Source organism: Tistrella mobilis (assembly GCF_041468085.1).
Classification (GTDB): Bacteria; Pseudomonadota; Alphaproteobacteria; order Tistrellales; family Tistrellaceae; genus Tistrella; species Tistrella mobilis_A.
Genome location: NZ_CP121017.1, coordinates 1,556,086 through 1,576,723, shown reverse-complemented (window position 1 = coordinate 1,576,723; position 20,638 = coordinate 1,556,086). Strand labels below are relative to the sequence as shown.

Here is a 20,638-nt window from a genome sequence, read left to right as displayed (position 1 = left end):
CACATCCACGGCTGGCGGCGGCCATTCATTTAATCTACGATTGAATGACAGAAATCCATGAAGGCAGTCCTTGAGGACCAAGACCCGGATGTTCCCGTCGATGAGGGCGCTTCGTGCGGTGGAAGCCGCCGCGCGCCATCGCAGCTTCACCGGCGCCGCCACCGAACTGGGCCTCACCCATGGCGCGGTGGCCCAGCAGGTCCGGGGGCTGGAAGCCGATCTCGGCCGGCGGCTGTTCGAGCGGCAGGGCCATGAGATGGTTCCGACCAATGCATGCGCCGAACTCGCCACCGCCATCCGTCAGATCCTGGCGACGCTGGATGCCGCCCTGCGCCAGGCCGGGGGGCGGCCGTCGGCCGGCACGCTCACCATCAGCACCCTGCCGGCCTTCGCGACCCGCTGGCTGATCCCCCGCCTGCCCGGTTTCACCAGCCGATATCCCGACATAGACGTCGCGGTCCGCGCCACGCAGGAGCTGGAGCCGCCCGGGCGCGACGGCATCGTGGCCGCCATCCGCTATGGTCGCGGCCCCTGGCCGGGGCTGACCGCCCGGCGCCTGTTCGGCGAGCAGCTGTTCCCGGTTTGCGCCCCCGGTTTCCGGAATGGCAGACTGCCGGAACGGCCGGCGGATCTGGCGACGCTGCCGCTGCTGCGCCATCAGCGCCAGCCCTGGTCGCCCTGGTTCCAGGCCGCGGGGCTGCATCTGCCCGAACCGACCCGCGGCCCGCTCTTCTCCGAGATGTCGCTGCTGCTGGAAGCCGCGGCCGCCGGCCAGGGCATCGCGCTGGCCCGTGCCGCCCTGGTGGAGGGCGACCTGGCCGGCGGCCGGCTGGTGCGCCTGTTCGACATCGATTGCCCCGACCAGTTCGCCTATCACCTGGTCTGGCGGATGGCGGAAGACGAAGATCCGCGCCTCGCCGCCTTCACCGCCTGGCTGGACGATGAGATGACGAAATCAGCCGGCGCCGAAGTATCACCCTAGACCGCCACCGACCCCGCCGGCGGAAAGCGCTCGCGGATGCGGCGCATCAGCTGGTCGCGGACGCTGCGATAGGCATCCAGGCGCTGTTCGCGGCTGCCTTCCGCGACCGAGGGGTCGAAGGTTGGCCAGTATTCCACCTCGCAGGCCATGTCGCGGGTCAGGTCCACGGCCTTGTGCTGAGCTTCGGGCGACAGCGAGACGATCAGGTCGTAGGATCCGTCTTCAAGGTCGTCGAACGTCTTGGGGCGGTGGCGGGAGATGTCGACGCCCAGCTCTTCAGCCACCGCCACCGCGAAGGGATCGATGGGGGCGGTGCGCACGCCGACGCTGTCGACGAAGATCCGCCTGCCGTGGAACAGTTTCAGCATGCCCTCGGCAAGAGGCGAGCGGATGGAGTTCAACGTGCAGCAGAACAGCACGCTGGACGGCATCCGCAGCCTTCCCGTTCCGGCCGGTACCTGCAGCCCAGCCCCGCCCCTCATTGACGGATATGAAGCACGCAAAGCAGGGTAAACAGGCGCCGTGCCGTATCGAGGTCAAGCTCCACCTTGCCCTCCAGCCGGTCACGCAGCAGTTCCGAGCCCTCGTTATGAATACCGCGCCGGCCCATATCGATCGCCTCGATCTGTGACGGGCTCTGGGTCTTGATCGCGGAGAAATAGCTTTCGCAGATCATGAAATAATCCTTCACGATCCCGCGGAACGGCGTGATCGGCAGGGTGATCCGGGTCAGCTGACGGCCACCGGTCTCGGAAATGTCGAAATAGAGCCGGTTGTCCTGGATGCTGAGCAGCAGATCGAAGGGACCGTCCGACTCGACCCCCAGCGGCACGAAATGGTTCTGCTCCAGCAGGTCGAAGATCGCCACCTTGCGCTCGTGCTCAACCTGCGGGCTCCACGCAAGCACGCTGCCCTGATCGAGGGTCAGATTGGCGATCCGCGGATCGGCGGGCCGGCGGGGTTCCGGATCGGTGGGCTCTGGCTCGGGACTGTCGGTCATGGGGGCGCTGACTCCTGACGGCGGTCGGCGGTGGGTCGGAGAGGTCCGCCCCGGAACGGCGGCGGGCCCCTTAACTCTACCGGATGCCCGCCCCCTCTGCGCCGCGGATCAGTCGTCCGCCACATCCAGGCGAATCGCCACCGAAAGCGCATGGGCACCAAGCCCTTCCGCTTCGGCCAGGCTGATCGCATGGCCGCCGATCACGCGCAGCGAGTTCTCGTCGCAGGCGATCAGCGAGCTGCGCTTCATGAAGTCGAGCACCGACAGGCCCGAAGAGTAACGCGCGCTGCGTGCGGTGGGAAGCACATGGTTCGGCCCGGCGACATAGTCGCCGATCGCCTCCGGGGTATGGCGTCCCAGGAAGATCGCGCCGGCATTGTTGACCCGGGCGGCCAGCGCATCCGGATCGTCCACCGCCAGTTCCAGATGTTCGGGCGCGATGCTGTCGATCAGCGGCGCGGCCTGGGCCAGATCACCGGTCACGATGATCGCGCCATTGGTGTTCCAGCTCTCGGCGGCGATAGTGCCGCGCGGCAGCTTCGCCAGAAGATCGTCCACCGCCTGCGCCACCCGGTCGGCGAAGCCCGCATCATCGGTGATCAGGATCGACTGGGCGGCAGTGTCGTGCTCGGCCTGGGACAGAAGATCGGCGGCGATCCAGCGCGGATCATTGGCGGCATCCGCCACCACCAGAATCTCGGACGGGCCTGCGATCATATCGATACCGACCGTGCCGAAGACCTGGCGCTTGGCCGCCGCGACATAGGCATTGCCCGGGCCCACGATCTTGTCGACCGGCGCCACCGTCTCGGTGCCATAGGCCAGCGCCGCCACGGCCTGGGCGCCGCCGATGCGGTAGATCTCGTCGACGCCGCAGATCCGCGCGGCGGCCAGCACCAGCGGGTTGATCTCACCGCCGGGGGTGGGCACCACCATGGCGATGCGCTTGACGCCCGCAACCCGCGCCGGGATCGCGTTCATCAGCACCGAGGACGGATAGGCGGCAAGCCCGCCCGGCACATAGATGCCGGCAGCGGCGACCGGCCGCCAGCGTGCCCCCAGCCGCACACCGGTCTCGTCGACATAGTCCAGGTCTTCCGGCACCAGCTTCGCGTGATAGGCACGGATCCGCTCGGCGGCGGTTTCCAGGCTGTCGATCAGATGATGCGGGCAGGCGGCGAGCGCCGCATCGACCTCTTCGGAAGTGATCGCCAGCCGCTCGGCATCGATCGTCATCCGGTCGAAGCGGGCGGTGTAGGCAAGCACCGCCGCATCGCCGCGCAGGCGCACATCCTCCAGGATCGCATGCACGGCATCGTTCACCTCGGCCGTGGTCTCGCGCTTCATGCCCAGCAGGGCCTGAAAATCCTGGGGAAAGGACGGGTCGTTGACGTCAAGCCGGAACGGCATCGTTCACCACCTCACGGAAACGGTCGATCCAGGTACCGACCAGCTGCGGCCGCGTCTTCAGCGCCGCGCGGTTGACCACCAGATACGAGGTCACCTCGGCAATGGTCTCGATCTCGACCAGACCATTGGCCTTCAGCGTCGATCCGGTCGAAACCAGGTCGACGATGCGCCGGCAGAGGCCAAGCTTGGGCGCAAGCTCGATCGCCCCGTTCAACTTGATGCACTCCGCCTGCACGCCGCGCGCCGCGAAATGGGCGCGGGTGACATGGGGGTATTTGGTCGCGACGCGGACATGGCTCCAGCGGCGGGGGTCGTCGCCATGGGCCAGATCGGCGGGTTCCGCCACGGCGATATGGCAGCGGCCGATATTCAGGTCCAGCGGCGCATAGAGTTCCGGATAGTCGAACTCCATGATCACGTCGCGGCCGCAGACGCCGATCTCGGCGGCACCGAAGGCGACGAAGGTTGCGACGTCGAAGCTGCGCACGCGCACCAGCCGGATGTCCGGCACACTGGTTTCGAATTCCAGCTTGCGCGAGGCATCATCGAAGAAGTCGGGCTCCGGCTCGATCCCGACGCGCGCCATCATCGGCAGCACTTCCTTCAGGATGCGCCCCTTGGGCAGGGCGATCGTCAGGCCGCGGCGGGCGGTGGTGGCGGGGCTCATCTCTGACCTGTCCTCGGGTTTGGCTGTCCGCGGGCGTGGCGGGCGGGGGCGGGCAACGATCAGGCGCCGCCGGCGATCCGGACGATATCGGCGCCACAGGCGGCGAGCTTGGCTTCGATGTTCTCGTAGCCGCGATCCAGGTGATAGACGCGGTTGACCAGGGTTTCACCGCGCGCGGCAAGACCGGCCAGCACCAGCGACGACGAGGCGCGCAGATCGGTCGCCATCACCGGCGCCCCGTTCAGCCGCGGCACGCCGCGCACCAGCGCCGAGGCGCCGTGCAGCACGATGTTGGCGCCCATGCGGTGCAGTTCCGGCACATGCATGAAGCGGTTCTCGAAAATCGTCTCGGTGACCATGGCCGCGCCCTCGGCCACCGTCATCAGCGCCATGAACTGCGCCTGCATGTCGGTGGGGAAGCCGGGATAGACCTGGGTCATCACGTCGGTGCCACGCAGCGGTCCGTCGGTGCGGGCGATGCGCACGCCGCGCGCCGTCTGCGTTACCCGTACGCCGGCCTCTTCCAGCTTGTCGAGCACCGACCGGATCAGCCCGGCATCCAGCCCCGTCAGCTCAACATCGCCGCCGGTGATCGCACCGGCGATGGCATAGGTGCCCGCCTCGATGCGGTCGGGCAGCACCGCATGGCTGGCACCGTGCAGCCGGGCGACGCCGTGGATGGTCAGCGTCTCGGTGTCGATGCCCTCGATGCGGGCGCCCATCGCCATCAGGCAGCGGGCCAGATCGCCGATCTCGGGCTCACGCGCGGCATTGTCGAGCACGGTGGTGCCCTCGGCCAGCGCCGCCGCCATCAGCAGGTTTTCCGTCGCCCCCACCGAGACGAAGGGGAAGCGGATATGCGCGCCCTTCAGCCCCCTGGGCGCCGTGGCATGGATATAGCCGCCTTCCAGTTCGATGACCGCGCCAAGTTCCTCAAGGCCCTTGAGGTGCAGGTCGACCGGACGGGTACCGATGGCGCAGCCGCCGGGCAGCGAGACCTGCGCCTCCCCCACCCGCGCCAGCAGCGGCCCCAGCACCAGGATCGAGGCGCGCATCTTGCGCACCAGATCGTAAGGGGCGGTGGTGTTGCCGATCCGGCCGGCGTCGAGCGTGATCACCCGGCCGCCATTGGCGGCATCGCGGGTCTCGTCGATCGCGCAGATCACCCCGTGCTGGGCCAGCAGCTTCACCATGGTGGTGATGTCGGCGAGGCTCGGCAGGTTGGAGAGAACCAGCCGGTCCTCGGTGAGCAGGGCGGCAGCCAGCAGCGGCAGCGCCGCATTCTTGGCGCCCCCGATCGGGATCACCCCTTCGAGCGGCCGCCCGCCGCGGATGCGGATGCTGTCCATGCCTGCCCCGTTCTGCCTGAGAGTGGGATCGAGGGACGATGCCTGCTGCAGTGCAGCCGAATTCAGTACGGTCACCGGCGGCGCCACGCTTAAAGGCGCGGCAGGGTCACGCCCCGCTGCCCCATATACTTGCCCAGCCGGTCCTTGTACGAGGTCTCGCAGGGGCGGTCACCCTTCAGGAACAGGAACTGGCAGGCGCCCTCCCCCGCATAGATCCTGGCCGGCAGCGGCGTCGTGTTGCTGAATTCCAGCGTCACATGACCTTCCCATTCCGGCTCAAGCGGCGTCACGTTGACGATGATGCCGCAGCGGGCATAGGTCGACTTGCCGACGCAGATCACCATCACGTCGCGGGGAATGCGGAAATACTCCACCGTCCGGGCCAGGGCGAAACTGTTCGGCGGGATCACGCAGACATCCAGCTTGCGGTCCACGAAGCTCTGATCCGAGAACTGCTTCGGATCGATCACCGCGCTGTCGACATTGGTGAAGATCTTGAACTCGTCGGCGACGCGAGCGTCATAGCCGTAAGACGACAGACCATAAGAGATCATGCCCTCGCGGACCTGCTTCTCGACGAAGGGCTCGATCATCCCCTCGTTCAAGGCTGTTTCGCGGATCCACAGATCGGACATGATCGACATCGGGGCGTCTCCCGGACGTTTGGCGACGGGCGCGGGCCCGCATCTGGCAACAGGCGAAGTCTGGCAACAGGCGATGGGCCGCATTCCGCCGCCCGCGGCATCTGGTCCGCGCAAGACGGTGCGGGCCGGGCACGAACGGGCGGGCGGTGCAGGCCCGAAGCTGCCCCGGGGGCAGCCGGCCACTTATAGACGACGCCGCAGCACGGCTCAACGCCGCGTTGGCGGAACCCTCCATTGCGTCGGCGGCAGGGGCGTCAGAGCCCTTCCTCCTCGGCCGCGCGGTCGCGGGACTGGGCCTTGCGCCGGGCCAGATTGGCCCGCAGCTGCGCCGCCTGCCGTGCCCGACGTTCGGCGGCGGCCTGGCGGGCCGCTTCGGTCTCGTTCGGGCGCGGCCTGGGTTCGCGGGTGGTTTTCGATGTCGTATCAGTGGTTTCGATCGGCTCGCGGTCGGTCATCGGGCGTCTGGCCTTGCGGTCGGATAAGGGTTCGATGAAGAACAGGGTTGCATGACGCCCGGAAACATGGCACACCCCGCCCACATTCGCGAGCGTCGCCGCCGTAGCTCAGTGGTAGAGCACTCCCTTGGTAAGGGAGAGGTCGCGTGTTCAATCCACGCCGGCGGCACCAGCTTCCGCGAATGACCACGGACCCGTCCGAAAACAGGATGATCTTCCGGAAAAATCCGGTTGCGGCTCTTCCGATTTCATGGCAGGTTCCGCCCCGCTTCGCCAGAGGCGCCGCCGTAGCTCAGTGGTAGAGCACTCCCTTGGTAAGGGAGAGGTCGCGTGTTCAATCCACGCCGGCGGCACCATTTCCAACTGGCGCAGATCTGCTATCCGTAACCCGCCGGAGATCTGTTCTCCAGGCGGTTTTTTTGCGTCCGAACCTGCGGCGAAGCGGTCGGCAGGGTCAGGACACCCCGCTCATCTCTACATCCCGCACCGATGCCGGGGTACTGCCGTCAAGCGGCAGCACCACCACCGCCCGCGTGCCGACGCCGGGTGTGCTGGTCAGGTCGAAACGGCCGCCCAGCAGCTCCACCAGACGGGCGGCAAGCGGCAGGCCGAGGCCGGTGCCGTGATGGTGGCGATGCATGGCGCTTTCGATCTGGCCAAAGACGCTCAGCGCGACCTCGATCTCGTCGGGCGTCATGCCTATACCGGTGTCTTCCACCACCAGGATCAGCCGGTCGCCGGCGATGCTGGCGCGCATGGACACCATGCCGTCGCGCGGTGTGAACTTCACGGCATTGGACAGAAGATTGATCAACACCTGAACCAGGCGGCGTTCGTCGGTGCGCAGCCGCGGCAGGTCCTCGGGCACCTCGGTCACCAGCCGGACACCGTTTTCCTGCGCCTGGGTCTCTATCATCCTGAGGCAGGTTTCTGCCAGGCGGGCTGGTGACACATCCGTCACGGCCACGCTCATCCGTCCGGATTCCGCCTTGGACAGGTCCAGGATGTCGTTGATCAACGTCAGCAGATGCCGGCCGGAGGTCGCGATGTCGCGCCCGTAAGAGGCATAGCGCGGGTTGCCCACGGGGCCGAACATCTCGGCGCCGATGATCTCGGAGAAGCCGATGATGGCATTCAGCGGCGTGCGCAGTTCATGGCTCATATTGGCCAGGAATTCCGATTTGGCGCGGTTGGCCCGCTCGGCGACCATCTTGGCTTCCATCAGCGCCTGTTCGAAGCGGCGCTGCTCGGTCACATCCTGAACCGCCACCAGCGCGCCGCCCGACGCCAGCGGCCGGACGAACTGATCCAGCATCCGGCCGTCACGCAGTTCCTCTGACCAGGTGCGGATCTCGCGCGTCGCCAGTCGCGCCAACCGCCGCGACAGGATGTCGCCCAGTTCGGTTACGACATACCCCTCGGCTCGTGCCGCATGTTCCAGAATCGCATGCAGCGTGGTCCCCCGGCAGGCCAGATCCTCGCTCAGCCCGAACAGCTCGCGATAGCGCTGATTGCATACCACCAGCCGGCGTTCGCCGTCGAACATGGCAAGGCCCAGGAAGACATTCTCCAGCGCCGCATTGAACTGCTGGCTGCGTTCTTCCAGTTCGCGGGTACGGGCCTCCACTTCGGCGTTCAGATGGTCGGTCAGATGGGCCAGCGACAGGCGCAGATGCTCGATGCCGGCCATGGCGTCCTCGATTTCGCGGATGCCGCCGCTGCCGCCGACGGGGCGGTCGAAACTGCCCTGTTCCACCCGCCGCACCGCGGCACACAGCCGGTCGAGCGGCCGCGACACGGTGCTGCGTGCGATCAGCACCGTGCAGGCCAGCCCCGCCGCCACGATCAGCGTCAGCCCCGCCGTGCGCCACACGGAAGCCCGCCATCCGCCCAGGGCATCGGCAGTGGCAAGCAGGACGGCCACCTCCATGTCCCGGCCGTGGACCGGTGCCACGGCCGCGACCCAGGGGCCCTCGGGATCGCCATCCCCCACCAGCACCGGCCGGCCGGCACCGGACCTGTCAGCGCCGGCCGGCATCGGCTGCACCATGCCCGCAAGGTCTGCCATCCGCTGATGCGTCTCATCCGGCAGTTCCGGGGCAACGGCCATCACGCCGCCGGCTGTGGTCGACAGCAGCATCACCCGACCGTGCGGCCCGATTGAGGCGCTGCGATAGAGCGCCGCGAACTGGTCGGCATCCATCACCGCCACCACGGCCCCCGTGAAACCGCCGGCTTCGTCCGTCAGGGCCCGGGCCAGGAACACTTCCTTGCGGGTGCCCGCATCCCCCAGCGCCCCCGCCACCGGCCCTGCCGACGGACTCAGCATCAGCCGCTGTACGGCGGCCATGCCCGAAAGGTCGACGGGCGGGGCGGGAAAGACCCCCGTATGCAAATAGATCCGCCCCTCGCGATCGATCACCCAGATCGCACTCAATGTGGTGCCGTTGCGGATGATCGTCCCGAGCCGGGCCTGAAGCTGTCGCGCCTCATCGCCGGTGCCGCCATCCGCCACCGGGGGCGTGCCGGCCGCCACGATGTCGACCGCGCGGCCAAGCGTGAGCTCCACCCCTTCAAGCGTCCGGGCAGCATGTTCCGCCAGCAGACGTGCCGTCCCCTCGGCGCGAACCGCCGCATCCTTGAGCGGCTGATCATAGGCAGAGACCAGCTGCACCGCTCCCACGCCCGCAAACAGCAGGAACACGGCCACTGCCGCCACGATCAGCGCGTGGATCAGCCGCCAGCGTCCGGGCGACCAGCGCGGCAGACCGCGCCAGCCGCGGCGCGGCAGGACATGTCCGGCCTCTCCTTCCGGCTGAGGACCCGTGCGTGTGGAGTGCTGTTCGCTCATCCGTCTCCGGCCCGTCACAGGGATGGTCGAGTGTAGCGGCAGAACCTGTGGCGTTTCATCATATTTTACGCTTATCACGCGCACCACCCGCAACACGCGAAGCTGATACGCGATGGGACACCGGCGGTCGCCACAGCGCGGACACTGGCCGCAGCCCGCAGAAGCTTTCAGAATGGCGGCCCCTCCAACCCGCCTGTCCGGAACATGTCATGATCCGTCGCCCCTCGCTGACCGCGGCCCCCCTGCTTGCCGGGCTCGCCCTCGCCGGCCCGCTTCTGCTGTCTGCTGCCTCTCCGGCCGCCGCCATCAACGACCGCAGCTTTAAAGACTGGTGGGTTGCATGTGACAACCTCAGGTCGTGTTCAGCCTATGGGCCGGAGATGGAGTCCGCCGATGACCACTACGGCGCCTGGCTGAGGCTCAGCCGGGACGGCGCAGCAGCAGCCCCCCTTACCGCCCGGATCGGCATGACCCTGACCGATCAGGCGATCGACGGGTCGGCGACGCTCGTGGTGCAGGGTGACGGCAAGGCGCCGGTTGTAACGGTACCGGCGCGGATCGAGGGTGGCGTCGTGCTGGCCGACCTGCCGGCGGAGGCCCTGCCGGGCCTGCTCGACCGGCTGCGTCATGCCGACATCCTGCCGGTCACCCTGTCGGGCGGGGCCGTCGCCACGCCGGTCACGGCCCGGATCTCGCTCTCGGGATCGGCAGCCGCGATGCTGTTCGTCGACGACACCCAGGGCCGGGTCGGCACGGTCACAGCCGCCTGGAAACCCGGCCAGAAGCCGGCCGAGACCGTGCCGCCGGTCCCCGACCTGCCGGTCGTGCGCGCGGCACCGGCGTCCGCACGGCCGATCCCGGCCGCGCGCCCGGCCATCCTGAACCCGTCCCAGGACGATGAAATCTGCGAGGCCGCCGCCGCGGATCAGTTCGAGCCGATCGTCGAGCGCCTGGACGACACCCATATCCTCTACGGCCGGGCCTGCTTCTCAGGCGCCTACAATATTGCCTATGACCTCTTCGTCGCCGCCGATGGCAGTGATCCGCTGCCGGCGGCATACGATGCGCCCGATGGTCTGGATGGCGAAGCCTTCCAGCCGGTCAATCCCGCCTATGATCCGGCCACCCGCACGCTCACCAGCTTCGCCAAGGGGCGTGGTATCGGCGATTGCGGTGTCGGCACCCGCTGGGTGTGGGACGGCGCGCGTTTCAGCCTGGCCGGCATGGAGATGATGGGCATCTGCCAGGGCATCGTCTGGGACGACTGGCCGGTCGTGTATCGGGCGAAGGTGGAAGGGATCGATTGACCGGCAAAAGGCGGTTCAGGTCTCGGCGAGTGTGGCGGCGATGCTCTCGCAGGGCGCGCCGCCGGTCACATGGATGCGATGCCATAGCGCCAGCATCAGCAGCCCCCAGGCGCGCTGGCCCTGGCGGCCGGCATCGCGGAACAGATCGATCACCGCCTCGCGCCGCGCCAGCCGGGCAATCAGAGGCTCGTCCGCCACCAGATGGCCCAGACGGTCGGCATCGGCCGCGATCCAGGCGCCGACCGGCACGGTAAAGCCGCGCTTGGGCGCGAAGGGGGTAGCGGCCGGCAGATGGCGGGCCAGCCAATGACGCAGCACCAGCTTGCCGCGCCGGCCATCCATTTTCAGCCGGTCGGGCAAGGGCAGTGCAAACCCTGCAACCCCGCGGTCGAGAAAGGGCGTGCGCCCTTCGATGCCGTTGAACATCAGCATCCGGTCCAGCTTCAGCAGCAGGTCGTTGGGCAGCCAGTCGGTGCAGTCCACCGCCTGAAGCCGGCGCAGCCGGCTGCCACCGGCCCGCGCCGCCGCGGCCTCTGCCGCAGCCAGGCCGTCGCGCCAGCGCGCGGCCGCCGCCTCGTATTCAGGACGCAGCAGCCCCGTCCCGTCCAGATCGCCCTTGCGCCGCATCGGCCGCCCCCCCAGCAGCCGCCAGCGCGCGGCCCGGCGATAGCGGCCATAGCCGGCGAAAAGTTCATCGCCACCCTCGCCCGACAGCACCACCTTGACCTGCGGGCGGGCGATCTCGGCCAGTCTGAAGCTGGGCAACACGGCATAGTCGAGCGTCGGGTCGTCGAGCGCCTGCGCCGCAAGCGGGGCGATCCTCTCGAAATCCGCGCGCGTGACCAGGGTTTCGATCAATTCGGCCCCCACAGCCCCGGCGACGATGCGGGCCTGGGCGCGCTCGTCATGGACGCCGCCATCGGCAAAGCCCGCCGTGAAGGCCGTCACGGGCCGCGGGTTCAGCCGGGCCATCATCGCCAGCACCGCGGCACTGTCGATGCCGCCCGACAGGAACAGGCCATAGGGCACGTCGCTGCGCTGGTGCAGGTCGATCGCCTGCTCGAACACCCGATCGAAAGCCTCCACCGCCGCCGCCATGTCGCGGCCGGGGTCGGGATCAGGCCGGGCATCGGCCGGCGGCAGGGCCGGGCTCTGCCGGCGGGCCGCCACCCGCCCCGCCTCCACCACCAGCCGCTCACCGGGCAGCACCCGCCGGATCGCCGGCAACACGGTATCGGCGCCGGTGGTGAAATGCAGCTGCAGCAGTTCCAGGATGCGGGCATCGTCCAGCGCCGCCCCCGCCAGCCCGGCCCGGATCAGCGCCCCCGGCTCAGAGGCGAAGGCAAGACCGAACGGGCCTTCGACATAATAGAGCGGCTTGATGCCGAAGGGGTCCCTGGCCAGCACCAGCCGCCCGCCCTGCCGCGGATCGTGAATGGCCAGCGCATACATGCCGCGCAGCCGGTCGAGCCCGTCCAGCCCCTGCTCCAGATAGAGCGGCAACGGCGGCTCGCAATCCGATCCGGTGCGGAAGGCCCGGCCGGCCAGGTCCGCCTTTAGCTCGCGATAGTTGTATATTTCGCCGTTACCTACCAGTGCGAGTGTATCACCCGCATCGCCGGCATCGGGATCCAGCGGCCAGAGCAGCGGTTGATCGCCGGTGACGAGGTCGATGATGGCAAGCCTGGTATGGACCAGCCCCACGCAGCCCCGCACCGTCACCCCATGACCATCGGGCCCGCGATGAGCCAGTCCCCGGGCCAGACGGTCGAGCAGCTCTGCCGCAGGCGGGCTGCCGTCGCGGGTCATGATGCCGGCGATGCCACACATGGGGGGCGGTCCTCTCGATCAGCGGGTCCCGGTCAGCGGGCGGGCAGGATGCGGGCGAAAAGATCGGCATAGGCCCGGACCACCGCCGCCTCGGTGAAATGCCCCTCATAAGTTGCCCGGCCGCCGGCGACCATGGTCTCGCGAAGCCTGGTCTCGCGCAGCACCGTCTCGATGCTCGCGGCCATGGCCGTATCATTGTCGACCGGCACCAGCAGGCCGTTCACGCCATGGGCGATCAGCTCCGACGGCCCCTGGGATGCGGCCGCGACCACCGGCACGCGATGCGCCCAGGCCTCCAGCACGATATTACCCAACGGCTCATGGCGCGAGGAGCAGACGAAGACATCGGCCGCGGCATAAAGGGCGGCGACATCGGCCCGCCAGCCCAGGAACGACACCCGGTCGGTGACGCCCAGCGACCGCGCCAGTTCCCGCAGATCGTCTTCCAGCGACCCCACACCCGCGATCCACAGATGGGCGCGCGGCACCTGCGCCACCGCCCGGATCAGCACGTCGAAGCCCTTGTTCGGATGCAGCCGGCCAAGACCCAGGATCAGCGGCGCATCCTCGGGCGTGCCCCAGCGGGCGCGCGGCTCGGCCGGCAGCGGCGTTGCATCCACGAAATTCGGCACGTAATGGCTGCGATCGGCCGGCACGCCCTTGCGGCGCAGATAGGCGACGATGTCGCGGGTATTGCCGACGAGATGATCGGCGCCACGATAATGGCGCAGGTCGTAATAGCCGCCCAGCCGGGCGACATGGACGAAATCACCCGCCGGACAGGCGGCCGTTGCCCGGTTCATCCAGGTCAGAACGATGTCCGGGCGGAAGCGCTTCACCATCCGCCGCAGCGTCCACCAGGTCTTCAGATCGAAATGGCGGCCGAAGCGCAGCCCCTTGGGGTCAAGCCCCGCGGCCCTCAGCTTCGTCATCCGCTCTTCATGCGGCCTGACCGCAATCACCTGCTCGACGCCGGCGCGATGAAAGGCGATGGCCAGGCGGTCGAAAAAGGCTTCGGCACCGCCATGGGCGGCACCCGCCATGAGCTGCATCACCCGGAGCGGCCGGCCGTCCCTCTGCAGGATGGGGCGGTCCGGGGCGGTTGCAGGTCGCGGCTGTTCGGTATCAGGCATCATCCGTCCGTCGGGTTAGCGGGGGGCGAGGCGGGTTCCCGGAAGTCGAAACCGGCGGGGCGGGCACGGGCGGCCCCAGCCGGTCGCGGCGGGTCCGGTCCATCCCGGCCGCGACATCGCGGATATCGTAGCCCTGCCGGTCCAGATGCGCACGGCCGTTCCGCGCCAGGGTCTCGCGGCGCGCGGGATCATCGGCCAGCATGCCGATCGCGGCTGCCAGCGCATCGGGCGTGGCCGGGTCCAGCGTCAGCCCGGCGCCATGGACGATGTCCCGCAGGCCGCCGCGTTCGGTCGCGATCAGCGGGCAGCCCATGGCCATCGCCTCCACCGCCGTGCGGCCGAAAGGTTCGTCCCAGACCGAGGGGACCACCGCCATCGCCGCCCGACCATAGAGGTCGAGCACCTGATCATAGGTGCGAAAACCGGTCATCTCGATCAGCGGGCGGTCACGGCCGGCATTGATCGCCGCCACCCGCGCCCGCACCGCCGCTTCGAAAGGCGACAGCGCCGCCGCACGGGCAGTCGCCCCTTCCGGCGGCCGGTCGGCCCCCACCATGACCGCCTGCCAGCCCGGCCGGCCGGCCAGCGCCGCGGCCGCGGCCTCGACGAACAGATCGGCCCCCTTGTCCTTCACGATCCGGCCGACGAACAGCACCACCGGGTCCCGCGGCGGCGCAATCGCCGCCCGCCTGGCGTCGAAGACCGGCAGGTCGAAGCCGATCGGGCAAACAACCGCCTTGCGGGCCGACGCCGGATCGTCGACACCCTCCAGCAGCCGGGTGCGGATATGGCCGCTGACGCAGAACACCGTGTCGAGCCGGGCAAGCAGTGCCCGGCGTTCGGCCGGGCTGCGGAAGCGGCGCATCGCCTGGGGGTCGTTGTGCAGGAACAGCGCAAAACCCGCACCGGGCGCCACCCGCATCAGCCAGGGCAGGAATTCGGGCCGGTTGTGAACCTCGATCAGCTTCGGGCGTGATGCCAGCAGGGCCCGCGTCGCCGAGAGCAGATAGGCGACCCGGCGGGAGCCCGCCAGCCCGCGGGTGGCAAGCCCGTGGAAACGGATGCCCGCGAAGGGGTCGTCGACCCGGGCGCCGAAGACCGTGGTCTGATGGGCATAGTCGCTGAAGCGGACGAAATCGCGCACGGAGAGCGAGATGGCGCCGGCATTTGCCGCCTGGAAGCTCTCGCTCGGTGGCAGCAGGATGGCGAGACCGGCCGGCCGCGCCGTCATGCCGACACCAGCCCCGGCCGCGCCACACGGTCCAGCAGCGCCACCGCCGCCCGTTCCACCGTATCCGTGGCCAGCCCGGTCATATAGCAGCGATCGGCAGGTGAGGTCGGCCGTTCAGCGGCCAGCCTGTCATAGGTCTCCGGCGTGCGCACCGCCACGGCATGCCTGCCCCATGGGCCGTAGAGGGCATCGGGTGTAGGTCCGAACAGGCCCAGGGTCGGCGCGCCGGCCGCAGCCGCCATGTGCATCAGCCCGCTGTCATTGCCGATGAACAGGGCGCTACGTTCCAGCAGCGCCTGCACGCCCAGCAGCGGCAGGGTACCGATGATATCGGGCGCCTCCAGCCCTGCCGCGCGCGCGGCGGCCAGCGCCGGTTCGGCCTGCGGGCGTTCATGGGGGGCTGCGATCACCGCCACCCGTGCCCCGGCCATCACCCCGCCCGGCCCGGCCAGCCGGCCGACCAGTTCGGCGAAACGCCCCGCCGGCCATTGCTTGCCCACCCAGTTTGCCGCCGGTGCCAGCGCCAGGATCGGCTGCGAACCTTCCGGAAAGGCCGCCAGAGCCGCGGCGTGATCCTGCGGCCGGGTCCAGATCCGCGGCGCCGGCGGCGGGTCCAGATCGAGCGTGCGGGCCAGTTCATAGAGCTTGTGCCGGCCGTCTTCATGGCGCGACAGCACCCGACGCTGCCGGGCACGGAGCAGCCAGGCGATGGCGGATCCGCGCAGATCGACCACCAGATCCCAGCGCGTGCCGATCGTCGCCCGCCAGAGATCGCGCCAGTGGCCGGCGCGGGGCCGCTTGACGATCGGCAGCACCCGGACCAGCCCCGGCACCCCGGCGAAGAGCGGCGCTGCGGGCGCACCCACGGCCACCGTCACCCGCGGTACCGGGCGGCCGGCAGCGGTTTCAGTTGCGATCAGGTGATCGAGCAGCCCCGTCGACAGGACGGCGTCACCGATGCGGGTGGAGGTGATGAACAGCAGGTCCATGCGCGGTCCCGAAGATGGGCATCCCGCCGGTTATAGGGCGCGCGGGGGTTCGGGCGCAACCATGGCCGGTCACGGCCGGTCGTCGCCTCTTGAACCATCGGCCCGGCGACGCCACTGTTGAGCGACCTTGCCCAGCCGCCCATCAAGGATCCGGATCCATCGCCATGACCGAGCCCGCGACGACGACCGCGACCCTGCCCCTCCGGCCGACGGTCCCCGCCTTCACCCGCCTGCCTGCCCGCAGCCTGGTCGCGGTGGAAGGGGAAGACGCGCTCAAATTCCTCGACGGTCTGGTCTCGGGCGATCTCGACCCGGTGGCCGAGGGGCGGGCCTGTTACGGCGCCCTGCTCACACCCCAGGGCAAGATCCTGCATGATCTGATCGTCGCCCGTGCCGGCAACGATCGGCTGCTGGTCGAATGTGCAACCGGCCTTGCCGCCGATCTGATCCGGCGGCTGACGCTCTACAAGCTGCGGGCAAAGGTGAAGATCGCGCCCGCCACCGGGCTTGCGGTCGCCGTCGCCTTCGGGCCGGGGGTGCAGGGTGCCGGGCCGGTCGTACAGGGTGACGGCAACGACGTGCTGCAGGTGCCCGATCCGCGCAAGGCTGGCCTGGGTCTGCGGCTCTGGGGGCCCGAGGCGGCGCTTGAGGTCTTCGCGGCCGATACCGGTCTCGCCCCTGTGCCGGAAGCCGCCTGGCATCTGCACCGGATCGAGGCGGGCGTGCCGGAAGGCCCCGAGGATCTGCCGCCCGAACAGGGGCTGGCACTTGAACATGATCTGGACCGGCTGAACGGCGTCGCCTTCGACAAGGGCTGTTATGTCGGCCAGGAGGTCACCACCCGCAGCAAGTTCCGCGGCCAGGTCCGCAAGCGGCTGTTCGTGGTCGATGCCGCCGACGGGACGCCCCTTCCCGCCCCCGGCACGCCGGTGATGGCGGGGGAGCGCGAGGCCGGCCAGCTGCGCAGCGCGATCGGCCCTGTCGGCCTCGCCTTGCTGCGCATCGACCGCACGACCGAGGCCACCGACGGCAGCGGCCCCGCCCTCACCGCCCAGGGGCTGACCATCACGGCCCGGCCGCGAACCGATGGCTGAGCAGGAGGAAGCCGTGCACGGCCCCTGCCCCTGGTGCGGCACCGACCCGCTCTATCGGGCCTATCATGATACCGAATGGGGCGTGCCGGTGCGCGAAGAACGGCCGCTGTTCGAAATGCTGGCGCTCGAAAGCTTCCAGTCGGGGCTGTCGTGGATCACGATCCTGCGCCGGCGCGAGGGCTTTCGCCGGGCCTTTGCCGGCTTCGATCCGGAGCGCGTGGCCCGGTTCGGCCCCGCCGATATCGACCGGCTGCTCGCCGACCCCGGCATCATCCGCCATCGCGGCAAGATCGAGGCCACCATCATCAATGCCCGGGCGGTTCTGGCGCTGCGCGACAGCGGGCCCGGCCTCGCCGCCTTTCTGTGGGCGGCGGTGGACGGGCAGCCGCTGACCAATCATTTCACGACCGGCGCCGAGGTGCCGGGCAAGACCGCCGTTTCGGATGCGCTTGCCCGCCGGCTGAAACAGGCGGGCTTCCGGCATCTGGGCTCGACCACGGTCTATGCCTTCATGCAGGCGGCAGGGCTGGTCAACGACCACCTCACCACCTGTCCGCGTCATACGGAGATCAGCGCCGGCGCCTGACCGTCCGGGGTGTTATGCCGGGAACTGCAGCACCGTTTCGGTCCGCACATCCTGCACGTCCAGCCGCTCACGGCCGCCCAGCCCCATGAGTTCGATGATGAAGGCTGCACCCGGCACATCGGCACCGACCTTGCGCAGCAGTTCGATCGAGGCGGCGGCGGTACCGCCGGTGGCGAGCAGGTCATCGACCAGCACCACCCGCTGGCCGCGCTCGATCATGCCATCCTGCACCTCGACGACATCCTCGCCATATTCCAGCGCATAGGCATGGGAGACGGTGCGCCCCGGCAGCTTGCCGCGCTTGCGGACCATCACGAACCCCTTGCCCAGCGCCAGCGCCAGGGGGGCGGCGGCCAGGAAGCCGCGGCTTTCGATCCCGGCCAGAAGATCCGGCTGCATCGGACGGATCGCCTCGGCCATCCGGTCGATGGTCTCGCGCCAGGCCCCTGAATGGGCCAGCAGGGTCGAGATGTCGTAGAACAGGATGCCCGGCTTCGGGAAATCGGGCACCCGGCGGATATGGCTGGCAAGATCCATCGCGGCAGTCTTCCTTCTGGACGTCGACAGGCAGGGCGCACGGCATGGGGCGCATGGTGGTCGGCTCTGCGATCCACCATGCGAGCCTAGCAAACCGACAACCTGTAGTGGAGATGTTTCGATATCACCACCGTCGATACGATCAGCGGAAGGTGGGAACGAATTCCTTCACGCCCTTCGGATCGAGATGGGTGATGATTTCGGCATCGGGATAGCGCGCATGCAGCAGCGTTTCAACCCGATCGGCAATTCCATGCGCGTCGGCAAGAGGTGCTTCGGGGTCCAGCTCCAGATGCAGCTGGATGAAGGTGTGCACGCTGGACGACCGCGTGCGCAGATCATGCATGCCGCGCACCCCCGGCACCGCCAGGACGATCCGGCGGATCTCCGCCCGCTCGGCTTCGGGCAGCTCCCGGTCCATCAGGGCATCCAGCGCCCCGCGCGCGATCTTCCAGGCACCGCGGATCAGGTGCAGCGCGATCAGCGCGGCGATCACCGGATCGGCCTCGGTCACACCCGCATACTGGCTGAGCAGGATCGACAGGATGACGCCCAGATTGATCAGCAGGTCGCCGACATAATGCAGCCGGTCGGCACCGACCGCGAGTGATCCGGTGCGCGCAATCACCTGGTCCTGATAGCGGACCAGCAGCAGCGTCGCCACGATGGCGAAAACCATCACCGCGATGCCGATCGGCCCCTCCCCCACCGGTTCGGGCTCGATCAGCCGGCGCACCGCCTCGACGGACAGCAGCAGGGCGGAGCCGGCGACAAAAAGCGCCTGGCCCAGCGCCGCCAGCGGTTCGGCCTTGCCATGGCCGAAGCGGTGATGGGCATCGGCGGGGCGCATGGCCTGGCGCACGGCGATCAGCGTCACCAGGCTTGCGCCCGTATCCGATATGCTGTCGACCAGGCTGGACAGGATGCTGACCGATCCGGTCGTGATCGAAGCGGCGAGCTTCAGCGCCACCAGGGTGAGCGCGACCGCAAGCGAGGCAAGCGTCACCCGCCGCTTCAGCCGCGCCACCTCGGGATCGGGCGGCGCCAGAACGCCCAGCGGTCTGATCACGGGAACAGCCACTGACGGGTCCAGCCGTCCCCGTCCTTCAGGTAGACCAGGCGCTGATGCAGACGGAAGCGGCCTTCCTGCCAGAATTCCATGCGCTGCGGGACCACCCGGAAGCCCGACCAGTAATCGGGGCGCGGCACCCGGCCGACATTGAACCTGATCGCGAATTCGGCCACCCGCTTCTCAAGATCATAACGCCCGGTCATCGGCCGCGACTGGCGCGAGGCCCAGGCACCGATCTGGCTGTCGCGGGCCCGGCTGCCGAAATAGGCATCGGCCTCTTCGGCGGTCACCTGTTCCACCCGGCCCTGCACCCGCACCTGCCGGCCCAGCGGCATCCAGTAGAACAGCAGCGCCGCCTGCGGATTGGCCAGCAGGTCGCGGCCCTTGTCGCTCTCGTAATTCGTGTAAAACACGAAACCGTCGCGGTCCCAGGCCTTCAGCAGCACCATGCGGGCCGCCGGCAGACCGTCGGTCCCGGCGGTGGCGACGCACATCGCCGTCGGCTCGGTGATCGCGGGTTCGTCCCGCACCTCGGCATACCATTTGCCGAACTGCTCGAACGGATCTTCAAGTTCGGGAAGGGACATGGCTTCAAAGGCTCCGCGAATGATGGGCGGGGGAGTCGGGAGGCGGTCTGGTGGCGCGAACCGGCCCTCCGCTCAATAGATGCACCACACCCGGCAGGGCGGCAAGCGCTGCCGGGCCCCCCTGCCCCCTTCCATGGTCGCATCTGTCGCACCCCTTGGCAGACGGGAGCGGGCAGCCGATATCTTGCCAGGGTCGCCCTCGCGGCGCCGTGCGACCGAAATTTGACACGCCGAGGCCGCTTGGCCATGGCTGGTCGCGTGCTACCATGCGCACCGATACGAAACGGCGCCCCGGATGCGGCGCCCGCACCCGACACATCCCCGCACCCAACACATCATCTACCGGAAACTCCCATGAAGCCGTTCATCCCCCTGATCGTCGCAGCCGGCCTTGCCCTCGGCGCCTGCGCCCAGTCCGATATGGGCACCAAGCAGGGTGTCGGTGCGGTGCTGGGCGGCGTCGGCGGCGCCGTCGCCGGTGCCCAGTTCGGCAAGGGTACCGGCCAGCTGGCCGCGACCGCCGCGGGCGCGCTGCTCGGCGCCTTCCTTGGCAACGAACTCGGCAAGTCGCTCGACACCGCCGATCGGCTTGAAGCCGAGCGCGCCAGCCAGCGCGCGCTCGAAAGCAATCCCACCGGGCAGAGCACCAGTTGGAGCAATCCGGACAGCGGCAATTCCGGCACGATCACCCCGGTCAAGACCTATCAGCGCTCCAGTGGCGAATATTGCCGCGAATTCACCCAGCGCGTGAATGTGGGCGGCAAGACCGAAGAGGCCTACGGCACCGCCTGCCGTCAGCCGGATGGCAGCTGGAAGATCGTCAACTCCTGAACGTCTCCGCACTTGACGCAGGGGCCGGCCGCAACGACCCTTGGGCACGGGCCGCCGCCTGATCCGGCGGCGGCCTGCTTATG

20 protein-coding genes and 2 tRNA genes are annotated in these 20,638 nt (G+C 68.9%); 7 read left to right on the top strand and 15 right to left on the bottom strand.

Translation table 11 applies throughout. The features are described 5' to 3' along the window. The first annotated feature begins 88 nt into the window (after positions 1–88). Positions 89–982 (top strand): transcriptional regulator GcvA, encoded by an 894-nt coding sequence (gene gcvA, locus P7L68_RS12980; RefSeq protein ID WP_372006838.1) that lies wholly within the window; start codon positions 89–91, stop codon positions 980–982. Here gcvA and P7L68_RS12975 read toward each other — a convergent pair. The 7 genes from P7L68_RS12975 to P7L68_RS12945 form a co-directional block, all read right to left on the bottom strand. Beyond that, positions 979–1,413, bottom strand: a complete 435-nt coding sequence (locus tag P7L68_RS12975; protein ID WP_372006028.1) for an arsenate reductase ArsC — start codon at positions 1,411–1,413, stop codon at positions 979–981. The genes gcvA and P7L68_RS12975 overlap by 4 nt on opposite strands. Positions 1,414–1,460: 47 nt before the next feature. Beyond that, positions 1,461–1,982, bottom strand: a complete 522-nt coding sequence (locus tag P7L68_RS12970) for a UPF0262 family protein (RefSeq protein ID WP_372006026.1) — start codon at positions 1,980–1,982, stop codon at positions 1,461–1,463. Positions 1,983–2,090: 108 nt separating this feature from the next. Then, positions 2,091–3,392, bottom strand: coding sequence for a histidinol dehydrogenase (gene hisD / locus P7L68_RS12965; protein WP_372006024.1), 1,302 nt, complete (start codon positions 3,390–3,392; stop codon positions 2,091–2,093). Then, positions 3,376–4,059 carry an ATP phosphoribosyltransferase gene (hisG, locus tag P7L68_RS12960; RefSeq protein WP_062765818.1) on the bottom strand — a complete coding sequence of 228 codons (684 nt, stop codon included), beginning with the start codon at positions 4,057–4,059 and terminating at the stop codon, positions 3,376–3,378. The genes hisD and hisG overlap by 17 nt, the downstream gene beginning before the upstream one ends. Positions 4,060–4,118: 59 nt before the next feature. After that, positions 4,119–5,408: a UDP-N-acetylglucosamine 1-carboxyvinyltransferase gene (murA, locus tag P7L68_RS12955; protein ID WP_372006021.1), complete on the bottom strand. Its 1,290-nt coding sequence runs from the start codon at positions 5,406–5,408 to the stop codon at positions 4,119–4,121. Between the two features lie 89 nt (positions 5,409–5,497). Then, positions 5,498–6,052, bottom strand: a complete 555-nt coding sequence (dcd, locus tag P7L68_RS12950; RefSeq protein ID WP_372006019.1) for a dCTP deaminase — start codon at positions 6,050–6,052, stop codon at positions 5,498–5,500. Positions 6,053–6,306: 254 nt separating this feature from the next. Then, entirely contained in the window at positions 6,307–6,507 is a 201-nt protein-coding gene (locus P7L68_RS12945) for a hypothetical protein (protein ID WP_372006017.1), read from the bottom strand. 97 nt (positions 6,508–6,604) lie between these two features. On the opposite strand from P7L68_RS12945, the gene P7L68_RS12940 reads away from it, so the two are divergent. Continuing rightward, a tRNA-Thr gene (locus P7L68_RS12940) sits at positions 6,605–6,679 on the top strand. 109 nt (positions 6,680–6,788) lie between these two features. Beyond that, positions 6,789–6,863, top strand: a tRNA-Thr gene (locus tag P7L68_RS12935). 98 nt (positions 6,864–6,961) lie between these two features. Here the strand turns inward: P7L68_RS12935 and P7L68_RS12930 are convergent. Next, positions 6,962–9,358, bottom strand: a complete 2,397-nt coding sequence (locus P7L68_RS12930) for an ATP-binding protein (RefSeq protein ID WP_372006016.1) — start codon at positions 9,356–9,358, stop codon at positions 6,962–6,964. A gap of 209 nt (positions 9,359–9,567) precedes the next feature. Between P7L68_RS12930 and P7L68_RS12925 the strand changes: the two genes are divergently transcribed. Continuing rightward, the gene (locus tag P7L68_RS12925; protein WP_372006014.1) at positions 9,568–10,665 is read left to right on the top strand and encodes a DUF1176 domain-containing protein; all 1,098 of its coding nucleotides are present in this window, start codon (positions 9,568–9,570) and stop codon (positions 10,663–10,665) included. Positions 10,666–10,680: 15 nt separating this feature from the next. On the opposite strand, the gene asnB is transcribed toward P7L68_RS12925, so the two are convergent. Genes asnB through P7L68_RS12905 form a run of 4 tightly spaced genes read right to left on the bottom strand, consistent with a single transcriptional unit; the run spans position 10,681 to position 15,848 of the window. After that, complete coding sequence (asnB, locus tag P7L68_RS12920; RefSeq protein ID WP_372006012.1) at positions 10,681–12,495, bottom strand: asparagine synthase (glutamine-hydrolyzing); 1,815 nt, start codon at positions 12,493–12,495, stop codon at positions 10,681–10,683. A gap of 32 nt (positions 12,496–12,527) precedes the next feature. Next, entirely contained in the window at positions 12,528–13,628 is a 1,101-nt protein-coding gene (locus P7L68_RS12915) for a glycosyltransferase (protein ID WP_372006010.1), read from the bottom strand. Further along, a complete protein-coding gene (locus tag P7L68_RS12910) occupies positions 13,621–14,859 on the bottom strand; it encodes a glycosyltransferase family 4 protein (protein WP_372006007.1) in 1,239 nt (412 codons plus the stop codon). Before P7L68_RS12910 ends, P7L68_RS12915 begins: the two co-directional genes overlap by 8 nt. After that, complete coding sequence (locus P7L68_RS12905) at positions 14,856–15,848, bottom strand: glycosyltransferase family 9 protein (protein ID WP_372006005.1); 993 nt, start codon at positions 15,846–15,848, stop codon at positions 14,856–14,858. Before P7L68_RS12905 ends, P7L68_RS12910 begins: the two co-directional genes overlap by 4 nt. Before the next feature lie 164 nt (positions 15,849–16,012). Here P7L68_RS12905 and P7L68_RS12900 point away from each other — a divergent pair, with 164 nt between their 5' ends. Further along, positions 16,013–16,942, top strand: a complete 930-nt coding sequence (locus tag P7L68_RS12900; protein WP_372006002.1) for a folate-binding protein YgfZ — start codon at positions 16,013–16,015, stop codon at positions 16,940–16,942. Next, positions 16,935–17,528 (top strand): DNA-3-methyladenine glycosylase I, encoded by a 594-nt coding sequence (locus tag P7L68_RS12895; RefSeq protein ID WP_372005999.1) that lies wholly within the window; start codon positions 16,935–16,937, stop codon positions 17,526–17,528. The genes P7L68_RS12900 and P7L68_RS12895 overlap by 8 nt, the downstream gene beginning before the upstream one ends. A gap of 12 nt (positions 17,529–17,540) precedes the next feature. Here P7L68_RS12895 and P7L68_RS12890 read toward each other — a convergent pair whose 3' ends face one another. The 3 genes from P7L68_RS12890 to pdxH all read right to left on the bottom strand — a co-directional run bounded on the left by P7L68_RS12890 (position 17,541) and on the right by pdxH (position 19,724). Beyond that, positions 17,541–18,065, bottom strand: coding sequence for an adenine phosphoribosyltransferase (locus P7L68_RS12890; protein ID WP_372005996.1), 525 nt, complete (start codon positions 18,063–18,065; stop codon positions 17,541–17,543). 142 nt (positions 18,066–18,207) lie between these two features. Further along, positions 18,208–19,134, bottom strand: a complete 927-nt coding sequence (locus P7L68_RS12885; RefSeq protein ID WP_372005993.1) for a cation diffusion facilitator family transporter — start codon at positions 19,132–19,134, stop codon at positions 18,208–18,210. Continuing rightward, positions 19,131–19,724 (bottom strand): pyridoxamine 5'-phosphate oxidase, encoded by a 594-nt coding sequence (pdxH, locus tag P7L68_RS12880; RefSeq protein ID WP_296715359.1) that lies wholly within the window; start codon positions 19,722–19,724, stop codon positions 19,131–19,133. Before pdxH ends, P7L68_RS12885 begins: the two co-directional genes overlap by 4 nt. Before the next feature lie 354 nt (positions 19,725–20,078). Between pdxH and P7L68_RS12875 the strand changes: the two genes are divergently transcribed. Beyond that, positions 20,079–20,555, top strand: coding sequence for an RT0821/Lpp0805 family surface protein (locus P7L68_RS12875; protein ID WP_372005990.1), 477 nt, complete (start codon positions 20,079–20,081; stop codon positions 20,553–20,555). Positions 20,556–20,638: the final 83 nt, after the last annotated feature.